This window comes from Mesorhizobium sp. M1E.F.Ca.ET.045.02.1.1 (assembly GCF_003952485.1).
Lineage (GTDB): Bacteria > Pseudomonadota > Alphaproteobacteria > Rhizobiales > Rhizobiaceae > Mesorhizobium.
The window spans coordinates 2,311,926-2,324,454 of the sequence record NZ_CP034447.1 but is presented as its reverse complement, the minus strand read 5'-3'; the positions used below and the strand labels follow the sequence as shown (position 1 = coordinate 2,324,454).

12 protein-coding genes and 1 pseudogene are annotated in these 12,529 nt (G+C 65.7%); 10 read left to right on the top strand and 3 right to left on the bottom strand.

The features are described from left to right. Window positions 1–61 precede the first annotated feature (61 nt). The 8 genes and pseudogenes from EJ070_RS11290 to EJ070_RS11255 all read left to right on the top strand — a co-directional run bounded on the left by EJ070_RS11290 (window position 62) and on the right by EJ070_RS11255 (window position 7,090). A pseudogene (locus EJ070_RS11290) lies at window positions 62–696 on the top strand (thiamine phosphate synthase). Window positions 697–739: 43 nt separating this feature from the next. Further along, on the top strand, window positions 740–1,813 hold the full coding sequence (locus EJ070_RS11285; protein WP_245464850.1) for a tetratricopeptide repeat protein: 1,074 nt from the start codon (window positions 740–742) through the stop codon (window positions 1,811–1,813). A 125-nt stretch (window positions 1,814–1,938) separates the two neighbouring features. After that, window positions 1,939–2,505 (top strand): elongation factor P, encoded by a 567-nt coding sequence (gene efp / locus EJ070_RS11280; RefSeq protein WP_126091431.1) that lies wholly within the window; start codon window positions 1,939–1,941, stop codon window positions 2,503–2,505. A gap of 26 nt (window positions 2,506–2,531) precedes the next feature. Further along, window positions 2,532–3,332 (top strand): inositol monophosphatase family protein, encoded by an 801-nt coding sequence (locus EJ070_RS11275; RefSeq protein ID WP_126091430.1) that lies wholly within the window; start codon window positions 2,532–2,534, stop codon window positions 3,330–3,332. 143 nt (window positions 3,333–3,475) lie between these two features. Next, on the top strand, window positions 3,476–4,186 hold the full coding sequence (locus tag EJ070_RS11270) for a hemolysin III family protein (protein WP_126091429.1): 711 nt from the start codon (window positions 3,476–3,478) through the stop codon (window positions 4,184–4,186). 204 nt (window positions 4,187–4,390) lie between these two features. Next, the gene (locus EJ070_RS11265) at window positions 4,391–5,410 is read left to right on the top strand and encodes a MotA/TolQ/ExbB proton channel family protein (protein ID WP_126091428.1); all 1,020 of its coding nucleotides are present in this window, start codon (window positions 4,391–4,393) and stop codon (window positions 5,408–5,410) included. 1 nt (window position 5,411) lies between these two features. Further along, on the top strand, window positions 5,412–6,440 hold the full coding sequence (locus EJ070_RS11260) for a peptidoglycan -binding protein (protein WP_126091427.1): 1,029 nt from the start codon (window positions 5,412–5,414) through the stop codon (window positions 6,438–6,440). 257 nt (window positions 6,441–6,697) lie between these two features. Next, the gene (locus tag EJ070_RS11255) at window positions 6,698–7,090 is read left to right on the top strand and encodes a hypothetical protein (RefSeq protein ID WP_126091426.1); all 393 of its coding nucleotides are present in this window, start codon (window positions 6,698–6,700) and stop codon (window positions 7,088–7,090) included. Between the two features lie 289 nt (window positions 7,091–7,379). Here the strand turns inward: EJ070_RS11255 and EJ070_RS11250 are convergent, their stop codons facing one another. Next, entirely contained in the window at window positions 7,380–7,733 is a 354-nt protein-coding gene (locus tag EJ070_RS11250; protein ID WP_126091425.1) for a DUF1304 domain-containing protein, read from the bottom strand. A 147-nt stretch (window positions 7,734–7,880) separates the two neighbouring features. Between EJ070_RS11250 and EJ070_RS11245 the strand changes: the two genes are divergently transcribed. Beyond that, on the top strand, window positions 7,881–9,365 hold the full coding sequence (locus EJ070_RS11245) for a carboxypeptidase M32 (protein ID WP_126091424.1): 1,485 nt from the start codon (window positions 7,881–7,883) through the stop codon (window positions 9,363–9,365). Window positions 9,366–9,402: 37 nt separating this feature from the next. On the opposite strand, the gene EJ070_RS11240 is transcribed toward EJ070_RS11245, so the two are convergent. Then, complete coding sequence (locus EJ070_RS11240) at window positions 9,403–11,205, bottom strand: ABC transporter transmembrane domain-containing protein (protein WP_126091423.1); 1,803 nt, start codon at window positions 11,203–11,205, stop codon at window positions 9,403–9,405. Between the two features lie 205 nt (window positions 11,206–11,410). On the opposite strand from EJ070_RS11240, the gene rpmE reads away from it, so the two are divergent. Further along, on the top strand, window positions 11,411–11,632 hold the full coding sequence (rpmE, locus tag EJ070_RS11235; RefSeq protein WP_040974396.1) for a 50S ribosomal protein L31: 222 nt from the start codon (window positions 11,411–11,413) through the stop codon (window positions 11,630–11,632). Between the two features lie 180 nt (window positions 11,633–11,812). Here the strand turns inward: rpmE and EJ070_RS11230 are convergent, their stop codons facing one another. After that, window positions 11,813–12,454 carry a TetR/AcrR family transcriptional regulator gene (locus EJ070_RS11230; protein ID WP_126091422.1) on the bottom strand — a complete coding sequence of 214 codons (642 nt, stop codon included), beginning with the start codon at window positions 12,452–12,454 and terminating at the stop codon, window positions 11,813–11,815. Between the last annotated feature and the right edge of the window lie 75 nt (window positions 12,455–12,529).

Genomic DNA, 12,529 nt, shown 5'->3' with positions numbered 1-12,529 from the left:
GTTCTATGCCGCAATGCAACCATCTTCGCCCGGCATAGGCGAAAACCGGGATCGAAGACCAATGAATGAAGCAACGCCGCCCAATCGCTGCCGCATCGTGCTGATCGCGCCGCCGCTTGCGACGGCCGAACACATCTGCGCGGCGTTCGAGGGCGGCGACGTCGCTTCGCTGATCCTGCCTGACAACGGCATGGACGATGCCGCCTTCCAGGCTTTCGCCGAGAAGATCGTGCCGGTCGCGCAAGGTGCCGGCATCGCCGTCATCATCGCCGGCGCGCCGCATCGCCCGCCGACGGCATCCATGTCGAGGCAAACCGCCGGGAACTCGCCGAGACGATCGAGCGCTTGGCGGACAAGATGATGGTCGGCGCCGGCGGCGCCAAGACACGCGACGACGCGCTGCAGCTCGGCGAGGAGCGGCCCGACTATATGTTCTTCGGCCGCTTCGGCTACGACAACAAGCCGGAGCCGCATCCGCGCAACCTCTCGCTCGGCGAGTGGTGGGCGCAGATGATCCAGATTCCCTGCATCGTCATGGCCGGCTCCGAGCTCGCCTCGGTGGAAACGGTAGCGGCCACCGGGGCCGAGTTCGTGGCGCTCTCCAGCGCCGTTTTCGCCGACGGCACCGATCCGCGCGCGGCGGTCGCCGCCGCCAACGCGCTGCTCGACGAAACCGCGCCGCGCTTCGAGGACTGACGTGGGCTGCCCCCGGCTTTTCTTCGCGGCATTGGCCGCTGCCTTGACGATCCAGACGGCCGCGGCGGCGGGCGCGGAGACCGTGCCGCTGCCGCAGCCCAGGCCGGACACGAGCGCGCCGGATACAAGCGCCCCCAATATTCGCGCCCCGAATACTGGCGCGCCCAGCACAAGCGTCCCGAGTCCTGGCGCGGCGCATATTGGCAAGCCGATCGAGACACCGCTGCCGCAGCCGGCGACGCTCGCGCCGCCATCCGCCGACACCGTCAATCCCGACCGCTTCGGCGCCAAGCCGGCGGACGCCGCCTACGGCGCCTTCCAGCGCGGGCTCTACAAGACCGCCTACAACCTCGCCATGGTCCGGGCCAAGAACGGCGACCCCGCGGCCCAGACGCTGGTCGCCGAAATCCTGTCGCGCGGATTGGGCGTGCCGCTCAACGCGGCCGAGGCCGCGAAATGGTATGGACTTGCCGCCGAGCAGGGCGTGCCGGAGGCGCAGTTCCAGTATGCGCTGATGCTGCTCGACGGGCGCTATGTGAAGAAGGACGACAAGGAAGCCTATGCGCTGATGCAGGCCGCCGCCGAGGCCGGCAACCGCCTGGCGCAGTTCAATTTCGCGCAATTGCTCGTCCAGCAGGATCCAGGCGTCGCCGGCATTGCCAAGGCCGCCGCGTATTACCAGCGTGCCGCCGACACCGGCCTTGCCGACGCCGAATACGCGATGGCGCAAATCTACGCCAACGGCGCCGGCGGCAAACCGCGCGACGACGCCAAGGCACGCGTGCTTCTGGCGCAGGCGGCCCGGCAGAACTACGACACCGCGCAACTTGATCTCGCCGCCTGGATGATCGAGGGGCGCGGCGGCGGGCGCGACCTGAAGTCGGGCTTTGCCTGGATGAGGCGCGCGGCCGAAGGCGGCAATGTCGCCGCCCAGAACCGCCTCGCCAAGCTCTATATGGGCGGCATCGGCACCGACCCGGACCTGATCCTGGCCGGCGCCTGGTACATCGTCGCCCGCCGCGCCGGGCTGATCGATCCTGAGATGGACGATTTCCTGCAAGGCCTCGACGACGGCCAGACCAAGCAGGCGTTGCAGAAGGCGAACCGGCTGCCCTGAGGGCGCCTCGCCGCGGCGGCCGACTCCGTGACCGCCACCCTCCCTTGCCTCTCCGGACAATTTGTGGTCTTGGAGGCGCCAAAGCGCGATCTGCGCGGAAAAATCTCATTCCGGATCAGTTCATCATGGCCAAGATCAGTGGCAGCGAAATCCGTCCCGGCTATGTCATCGAGCACGATGGCGGCCTGTGGGTGGCCGTCAAGACCAACACCGTCAAGCCCGGCAAGGGCGGCGCCTACAACCAGGTCGAGCTGAAGAACCTGATCAACGGCACCAAGCTCAACGAGCGCTTCCGCTCGGCCGAGACCGTCGAGCAGATCCGGCTCGATCTGAAGGACTTCTCCTTCCTCTACGAGCAGGGCGACGCGCTGGTGTTCATGGATACCGAAAGCTACGAGCAGCTCGAACTGCCGAAGGATTTTGTCGACGAACGCGCCGCTTTCCTTCAGGACGGCATGATGGTGACGGTGCAGCTCTATGAGGAACGGCCGATCGGCATTTCGCTGCCCGATCAGGTGACGCTGACCATCACCGAGGCCGATCCGGTGGTGAAGGGTCAGACGGCGGCCTCCTCCTACAAGCCGGCGGTGCTGGAAAACGGCGTCCGCGTGCTGGTGCCGCCCTTCATCTCGGCCGGCGAGCGCATCATCGTCGACACCAACGAGATCACTTACGTGCGGCGCGCCGAGTAGACGGCCAGCAACAGGAAGAAAAAGTAATGGCACGCTCCGCGATCCTCAATGTCATGGTCCAGGCCGCGATGAAGGCCGGCCGCTCGCTGTCGCGCGATTTCGGCGAGGTGCAGAACCTGCAGGTCTCGATGAAGGGACCGGGCGACTATGTCAGCCAGGCCGACCGCAAGGCGGAGGAAATCGTCTTTGCCGAACTGTCCAAGGCCCGCCCCGGCTACGCTTTCCTGATGGAGGAGCGCGGCGCCGTCGCGGGCGAGGATGACCAGCATCGCTGGATCGTCGACCCGCTCGACGGCACCACCAACTTCCTGCACGGCATCCCGCTCTTCGCGGTATCGATCGCACTCGAGCGCCAGGGGCAGATCGTCGCCGGCGTCGTCTACAATCCGGCGATGGACGAGCTCTACACCGCCGAGCGCGGTGGCGGCGCGTTCATGAACGACCGCCGGCTGCGGGTCGCCGGCCGCGCCAAGCTTACCGATGCCGTAATCGGCTGCGGCGTGCCGCATCTCGGGCGCGGCCAGCACGGCAATTTCCTGATCGAATTGCGCAATGTCATGGCCGAGGTCTCCGGCGTTCGCCGCCTCGGCTCCGCCTCCCTCGATCTCGCCTACGTCGCCGCCGGCCGCATGGACGGGTTCTGGGAAGTGGGCCTGTCCGCCTGGGATATCGCCGCCGGCCTGCTCCTGATCCGGGAGGCGGGCGGCTTCGTCTCCGACTTCGAAGGCGGACAGGATATGCTGGAGCGCGGCTCTGTCGTCGCCGGCAACGAGGGCATCCAGCGCGCTCTGCTCAAGACCGTGAAGAAGCCGCTCGCATCCCGCTGACAGGCAATTCGTGTCGACGGGCACGGCGCGTTGAAGCGCCCCTTTGCGCGTCGAAAGGCCGCGCGGCTGTAGTCGCAAAACCGCAACCGAAGCTTGAAATACTGGTCCGCGACTGCCCAGATAGGGGGCTTGCAGGATCATTCATGAGCGACGCGCGGCCAGACTCCCAGATCAAAATCGGGACCCAGATTGAAATCCCCTTCGTGGGTCGCTGGCATTACTCGCGCGCCGAGATGATCGCCGACGGCATTGTCCATGCCGTGGGCATCGTGCTGGCGATCGCGGCCGGCTCGGCCTTCCTGGCTTTAGCCGCCTTCCATTCCGGTCCCGGTGAATATGTCGCCGCGGTCTTCTACGTCGTGGCGCTGCTCACCGTGCTGTCGGTGTCGCTGGCCTACAATCTGTGGCCGATATCGTGGCCGGCGAAATGGATATTGCGCCGCTTCGACCACGCTGCGATCTATCTTCTGATCGCCGCCACCTATACGCCTTTCCTCGCCCAACTCCACGGCTCGCCGCTGACCGTGCCCATGATCATCGTCGTTTGGACGGCGGCAGTGATGGGGATCGCAATCAAGATGTTCCTGCCCGGGCGCTACGACCGCCTGGCGATCGTCTTCTACCTCGCCATCGGCTGGAGCGGCATCGCACTGGCCGGACCGCTGGTCGAGACCCTGCCGACAGCTTCGATCGTGCTGCTCGTCGCCGGCGGCATCGTCTATTCCTTGGGTGTCATCTTCTTCGCCTGGAAAGGCCTGCGCTTCCACAATGCCGTCTGGCACGGTTTCGTCGTCACCGGCGCCGGGCTGCATCTGGCCGCCATGGTCGACTGCCTGGTGATCAGCCGGTTCTGAGCGCCAATGCATGTCGCCCAAAGTGCGCAGCGGTTTTGGGAGAACGACATGCATCAAACAAAGATTTAAAGCGCGTCGCCCGAATACCTTTCGGCGCGACGCGCTTTAGGCTGCGGCGATATTGCCAAGCGCCATTCAATTTGGTCACAATTCCGTTTAGAGTTGCGACAAATTCGCGGCGGTGGCATCGGAAACGGGGCACGGATGGCTTTTCTCAGATCCTTCGGCAGGCGCTCGGATGTCCTGGTCTACGATCCGCACAAGCTGTCGAGCCCGCAGGTCTTCCTGCTCACCATGGTGATCTTCCTGGTCATCGTCGCTTTCATCGCCGCCATCCTCACCCGCCAGATCTCGAGAGCCTTCTCCAGCAATCCCGGCCTCAACGGGCTGATCATCGGCGTGCTCGCGGTCGGCATCCTGCTCGCCTTCGTCCAGGTCGGCCGGCTGTTCCGCGAGGTGCGTTGGGTCAATTCCTTCCGTGCCGGCTCCGAGACCACCGAGCCGGTGCTGCTGGCGCCGATGAAGGCGATGATCGGCCGCTCGTCGACGATCGCGTTCTCGACCTCGTCGATGCGCACCATGCTCGATTCCATCGCCACCCGCCTCGATGAAACCCGCGACACCTCGCGCTATCTCGTCGGCCTCCTGATCTTCCTCGGCTTGCTCGGCACCTTCTGGGGCCTGCTCAACACCATCGCCTCGATCCGCGAGACCATCGAGGCGCTCGATCCCGGCAGCGGCGACGCCGCAGCCGTGCTCGAGGCGCTGAAGCAGGGCCTTTCGGCGCCGCTCGCCGGCATGGGCACGGCCTTCTCGTCCTCTCTGTTCGGTCTCTCCGGCTCGCTGGTGCTCGGCTTCCTCGATCTGCAGGCCGGCCGCGCCCAGACCCGCTTCTACACCGAGCTCGAGAACTGGCTGTCCTCGGTCACCGACCTATCGTCCGACATCGTCGTCTCGGATTCGGCCCGCGCCGAACCGTCGGAGGAGATCCGCCTGCTGTCGGAGCGGCTGCGCAGCCTGCAGGAGAATGGCGGCGGCTCCAATCCGCGCGTCGCCACCGCCATGGCCAACCTCGCCGACGGCATCTCCGGCCTGGTCAAGAACATGCGCTCCGAGCAGCAGATCATGCGCGACTGGGTCGAGGCGCAGTCCGACGAGCAGAAGGCCATGCGCAACACCCTGGAAAAGATCGCCGACGCGCTGAAGAAGCAAGGGGTCCACTGACGTGGCGCTGGCAAGACGGCGCGCCGACCGCCGCATCGACTACTGGCCGGGCTTCGTCGACGCGCTGTCGACGCTGCTTTTGGCGATCATGTTCCTGCTCACCGTCTTCGTGCTGGCGCAGTTCCTGCTCAGCCGCGAAATTTCCGGCAAGGACACGGTGCTCAACCGCCTCAACTCGCAGATCAACGAACTGACCCAGTTGCTCGCGCTGGAGCGCTCGAACAGCCAGGACAAGGAGGATACGCTCGCCAACCTGCAGGCTTCGCTGTCGGCGGCGGAAGCGGAAAAGAGCCGTCTGCAGCAATTGCTTGACCAAGGCGCCGGCGCCGGCGATGCGGCCAACAAGCGCGCCGAAGCGCTGTCCGGCGAGCTCAGCAACCAGCGGCAGATCAGCCAGCAGGCGCTGAGCCAGGTCGAGATCCTCAACCAGCAGATCGCGGCGCTGCGCAAGCAGATCGGCGCGCTCGAGGACGCGCTCAACGTCTCCGAGCAGCGCGATCGCGACTCCAACACCAAGATCGCCGACCTCGGCCGCCGCCTGAACGTAGCGCTTGCGCAGCGCGTCCAGGAGCTCAACCGCTACCGCTCCGATTTCTTCGGCCGGCTGCGCGAGATCCTCGCCGACCGCGAGAACATCCGCATCGTCGGCGACCGCTTCGTCTTCCAGTCGGAGGTGCTGTTTCCGACCGGCTCCGAGGTGATCAACGATGCCGGCAAGGTCGAGATGAAGAAGCTCGCCGACGCCATCATCGAATTGCAGAAGGAAATCCCGCCGGAGATCAGCTGGGTGCTGCGCGTCGACGGCCACACCGACAACAAGCCGCTGTCCGGTACCGGACGCTATCGCGACAACTGGGAACTTTCGACGGCGCGCGCGACCTCGGTGGTGAAGTTTTTGATAGAGAACGGCGTGCCGGCCAACCGGCTGGTCGCCGCCGGCTTCGGCGAGTTCCAGCCGCTCGATCCGGCAGATACGGATGAGGCGCGCAGCAAGAACCGCCGTATCGAACTGAAGCTCACCGAGCGCTGAGCGGTCGCTGGAGCCCTGTTCGAGCGAGAAGTTTGCAGCCGAAACGCGGCTTTTAGGGCAGAGTGCGCGCGCGACAAGGCCGCAAAAGATTACCGTTTTTTAATTCCACTTTGGCAGGTGCCGCTCCTAAGTTTCCCTATAGGGCCGAGGACCGCCGGCGGTGCCTCCCACATCGCGACGCGACGGAACCTGACGGCCCAGGCCGGAAGGCAGGTCGTTTCCGGCGCCGCCTTCCTCAGCAACAAGGAGACGCAACCATGCGCTCTTTCAAGCTACCTAGGACTGCGGCACTTGCCGCACTTGTCGCCGCCGTTCCGTTTGCCGGCGCCTATGCCGCATCGGCCGGCTTCTACACCCCGCGCACGGCAGGCCTGATCGACCAGGCGCAGAGCGTTGATCAAGGCATCACGGCCGCACGGCAGATGGATAAGATCAAGCCGGACGAAGCGCGCGACCTTCACAGGCAGGCCGCCCGTATCAGCCGCGTCGCCCAAAGGGAAGCTGCGGCGGGGCATGGCTCGATACCGGCCTCGCGGTATCAGCAGTTGGTGGCGCAGCTCGATGACGTGAGCCAGAGCCTGCGCAACGCCACGGGCAGCAGCCCGCTCATCGGCGATGGCGCGGACGGCGGATATTATCCGAACGGGTGAATTCTGCCATCGCAGCGAGTCCCTTGACGACAGCCTGCGCGCCTTTCGGCGCGCGGGGCGCTGTCGCGCAAACCTCTTAATCGGGAAAATGCGCTCAACGCCGCTGGATTTTCGGCCCGCGGCCCCGACAGCGAAAATCCTGATCGACAGTGATGTGCCGGCCGATACCGGCAGCGGCTTCCTTATGGGCGGGCGCCGATCGTGGCCACTATCCGAACGGCTGAAGGTCCTCCGAAGAAGGGACTATCTGGCGCCCGCGAGACCTGGTCTCAAGGGCGTCCTTTTTCGATCACCAGCCGAGCCAGAGCGCGACGATGGCGAGCACCGCCGGCACCGTCTGGATGAACAGGATCTTCCGGCCGACGGTCGCCGCGCCGTAAAGGCCGGCGACGGCGACGCAAAGCAGGAAGAAGATCTTGATCGGAAACCCGCTCGCGCCGAGAAAAAGCCCCCAGATCAGGCCGGCGGCAAGGAAGCCGTTATAGAGCCCCTGGTTGGCGGCAAGCACTTTTGAAGCGCTGGCGAAATCCGGCTTGAGGTTGAACGCCTTGTGGCCGCGCGGCGTGTCCCACAGCACCATTTCCAGATAGACGATGTAGCAGTGGATCAGCGCCACCAGCCCGACCAGGATATTGCCGACCATTGTCCCCTCCGCCCGTTCGATTCGGACATTGATCACGCGCCGCCATCGATAGGCAAGATGGCCTGCCCCGAACCGGCTGGATCAGGGTTGCCAAGCCCTGCGCGTTGGTATCTTTTCCCGCCAGCCAATTTCCAGTTGAGATCCGACATGTCCTTCCAAAAACTCGATGAACTCGGCCACAAGCTCGAAGCGCTGGAACATGCGCTGGCCATCCTCGGCGCTGACGAGGCGACCCATATGGCGGTTGGCGGCGGCGAGAAGCGCGCCGAAGCGACGTCGGTGCTTGCCGGCATGCTGCACGCCCAGGCGACCGCACCCGAGATCGGCGACTGGATCGCAGCCGCCGAAGCCGAGCCACTCGGCGACGAGCAGCAGGCCGCGGTCAGGGAGCTGCGCCGGCAATACACCAATCTCACCTGCCTGCCGGTCGAATTCGTCGAGCGCCAGACGACGGCGCGCATGCGCTCGGAGCAGCTTTGGCGCGACCTGCGCGCCAAGAACGACTGGGCGGGCTTCCTGCCGGCGCTGGAAGGCGTCGTGGCACTGGTGCGGGAGGAGGCTGCGCTGCGCGCCGACGCGCTCGGCCTCGATCCCTATGACGCGCTGATGGAACAATACGATCCAGGCAACCGTGCCGCCGACATCACGCCGGTATTTGCCGAACTGAAGGCCTTCCTTGGTGATTTCCTGCCGCACGCATTGGCGGTGCAGGATGCGCGGCTAGCAAAACACCCCCTGAAGCCGCTCTCCGGCAGCTACGCCATCGACCGTCAGCGCGAACTCGGCCTTGCCATGATGGCGGCCGTCGGCTTCGACCTCACGCACGGCTCGCTGTCGGTGTCGCACCATCCCTTCTGCGGCGGCGTACCGACCGACGTGCGCATCACCACCCGCTACAAGACCTCCGATTTCCTGTCGGCGCTGATGGGCGTGCTGCACGAGACCGGGCATGCGCTCTACGAGCAGAACCTGCCGAAAGCCTGGTCGCACTGGCCGCTCGGCAAGGCGCGCGGCATGGCCGTGCATGAGAGCCAGAGCCTCTTCGTCGAGAAGCAGATCGGCCGCAACCCCGCCTTCTGGCGCTGGGCGCTGCCGGTGGTCGAAAAGCATCTCTGCGAAGAATGGTCGATCGACGACATCCTGCCGCATGTCCACCATATCGAGCGTGGCCTGATCCGCGTCGACGCCGACGAGGTCACCTATCCGCTGCATGTCATCCTGCGCTACGAGCTCGAGCAGGAACTCGTCTCCGGCCGGCTGGAGGCCGCCGACCTGCCCGAGGCGTGGGACGCCAAGATGCGCGACTATCTCGGCCTGTCGACCATCGACGACCCGGCCGACGGGCCGATGCAGGACGTGCATTGGCCGGGTGCCGCTTTCGGCTACTTCCCGTCCTATACGCTGGGCGCCATGATGGCGGCGCAGCAATGGGCGGCGCTCACCAGGGAGCACCCGTCCGCGGACGAGGATCTCGCCGAGGGCGATTTCAGCGCCATCAATGACTGGCGCCGCAAAAGGATCTGGTCCCAGGGCTCGCGCTGGTCGACGCCGGATCTGCTCGAACGCGCCACCGGCGAAAGGCTCAACGCCGCCTACTTCACCGAGCATTTGCGCAGGCGCTACGGCGACTGACGCGGAGCAGCCTGGAACCGGCGACTTTGTGGCGTGGCTACTCCGCGGCGCCCTTGAAGGCGCTGGCTCCCGTCTCGAACTGCAGCTTGGCGAGCCGCGCATAGGTGCCGCCCTTGGCGACCAGGCTTTTGTGCGTGCCTTCCTCGACGATGCGTCCGCCCTCCATGACGAGGATCCGGTCGGCCTTGAGCACCGTCGCCAGCCGGTGGGCGATGACGATGGTGGTGCGGCCGCGCATCAGGTGCTCGAGCGCCGTCTGCACAAGTGTTTCGCTTTCGGCGTCGAGCGCCGAGGTCGCCTCGTCGAGCAACAGGATCGGCGCGTCGCGCAGAATGGCGCGGGCGATCGCCACGCGCTGGCGCTGGCCGCCTGAGAGCGTCACGCCGCGCTCGCCGACCTGGCTGTCATAGCCCTTTTCGAGCTTGGTGATGAACTCGTCGGCGAGCGCCGCCTTCGCCGCCGCCTCGATCTCGGCATTTGTGGCGCCCGGCCGGCCGAACGCGATATTGTCGCGCGCGCTTGCGGCGAAGATGGTGACGTCCTGCGGCACGATGGCGATGCGTTCGCGGACCGCGGCCGGATCGGCTTCGCGTACGTTGACGCCGTCGATGACGATGCGGCCGCTTTCCGGATCGTAAAAGCGCAGGATCAGCGAGAAGACGGTGCTTTTCCCCGCGCCCGAAGGACCGACGATCGCCACCGTCTCGCCGGGCTTCACCTGGAAGCTCAGGCCGTGCACGGCGGCGCGGTCCGGCCGGGCCGGATAGGAGAAGGAGACATCATCGAAGCTGATCGCGCCCTTGGCCTTGGCCGGCAGCGGCTGCGGATCGACAGGCGGCAGGATGGCGGGCTTCTCGGCCAGGATCTCGGTCAGCCGCTCGGCGGCGCCCGCCGCCTGCGACAGCTCGCTCCATACTTCCGACAGCGCGCCGAGCGCACCGGCGGCGAACACCGAATAGAGCAGGAACTGGCCGAGCGTTCCGGCCGACATCGTGCCGGCAAGCACGTCGCGCGAGCCGAACCAGAGCACCGCCACCACCGAGGAAAAGATCATGAAGATGGCGAAGAAGGTGAGGAAGGAGCGGGCAAAGACCGACATGCGCGCCGCCTCGAAGGCGGCTTCGACGGCGGCCGAGAAGCGCCCAGTGACCAGCTTCTCGTTGGTGAAGGCCTGCAGCGTGCGCACGGCGCCGATTTGCTCGCTGGCATAGGCGGTGGCCTCCGCAAGCGTGTCCTGCGCCAGGCGCGATTTGCGGCGCACCGAGCGTCCGAAAGCGACCAGCGGCAGCACGATCAGCGGGATAGCGGCGATGACCAGACCGGAGAGTTTTGGGCTGGTGAAGATCATCATCGCCACGGCGCCGAGGCCGAGAATGAGATTGCGCAGCGCGACCGATGCGGTGGCGCCGACCGCCGATTTCACCTGCGTGGTGTCGGCGGCGAGGCGCGACACGATCTCGCCCGACTGCGCGCGATCGAAGAAGGCCGGCGAGAGCGTCGTCACATGAGAAAAGACGTCGCGGCGGATATCGGCGACGACCCGCTCGCCGAGCGTGATGACAAAGTAGTAGCGGCTGGCCGAGGCCGCCGCCAGCAGAGCCGCCATCAGAACCAGCGCCGCGAAATACTCGGCAATGAAGGTGGAGCCCGCCGCCTGGAAGCCATGGTCGATCATGCGCCGCACGGCCATCGGCAACGCCAGCGTGGTCACTGCCGCCACGATCAGCGAGATGATGGCGCCGACCGCCAGTTTCCGGTAGCGGGTGATATAGGGGAAAAGGTTTCTGAGCGGCCGGACCGAGCGTCTGCGCTCGTCTGCACTGACACCGATATCCGCCATGAGCGTTTCCTCTGGCCGCTTGCCGGTCATGCGCTACAATATGCGCCTGCCGCGGCCTTGTGATTCAATTCCGGCTGATGTATAGGCTCGCCGACCGTTTTAGAAGCCGTGGCTTTTCATTAGCTGCGGCTTCGAGTTTTAAAAAGGGGCGCATCGACGCAGGCCATGGGCCCGTCACCAGCGCCGGCAAGCCAGGAACACGACAATGAAGGCCGATATCCATCCCGACTACCACACCATCAAGGTCGTCATGACCGACGGCACCGAGTACCTGACCCGCTCCACCTGGGGCAAGGAAGGCGACACGATGAACCTCGACATCGACCCGACCACGCACCCGGCCTGGACCGGCGGCCAGCAGACCCTGCTCGACCGCGGCGGCCGCCTGTCCAAGTTCAAGAAGCGCTTCGAAGGTTTCGGCCTCTAAGCCGGATACGCCTCCAGAATTTGAAAAACCCGCCCTCGAGGCGGGTTTTTTGTTGGCAGCGCCTGCCCCTACCTCCCCCTTGTGGGGAGGTCGGACCGAAGGTCCGGGTGGGGGGCCGGCGCCGCCCCCTCCCCGCTGCTTCGCAGTGACCCCACCCACCAGGTCGAGGGTGGGAGCATCCTACCCACCCACCAATTCCCTCAGCGCCATGCGCTTATAGGCTGCGACCAGCCTGTCGCCTTCCTCGCGATCGACGGAGATCGCCAGCCGCATGGCGGCCTCGCCCATCTGCCAGACGAGGAATGCCGTCGTCTCCAGTGCGACTGGATCGGCATCGGGACGCAGCCGCTTCAGCACCGCGACGAGGAATTCGGCATTGGCGCGGCTGTCGGCGAGCTCAAGTTCGCGCAGCGCCTTGTCGGCCTGCGTGCCCGACCAGATGTCGCGTATCACCGGCTCGGCCAGGAACAGCCGGTAGTAGATGTCGACCAGTTCCGAAAACGCTTGGCTGAGGCCTTCGGCATCGCTGACATCCTTCAGCGCCGCCGCAATGCAGGCCTGGCTTTCGGCGGTGTAGCGCTCGGCAAGCGCCCAGACGATCGCCCGCTTGTCCGGGAAGAACTGGTAGAGCGAGCCGATCGACACACCCGCCCGCTCCGCCACTTCTCCCATGCGCATGGCGTCGCTGCCCTGCTCGGCAATCAAAGCCGAGGCCGCCGCAAGCATGCGCTCGACCCGTTCGCGGCTGCGCTGCTGGGTCGGCGCCCGCCGCGGCGAAGCAATCGCGGCCTGATCGGCACTCCCGGCTGCTTTGTCTTTCATGGCCAGCTCTAATTCGGTTCTTCGAACGGCTTGACTCGCAAGATATGAGGGTTTATCACGTTCTGCAAATGTGAG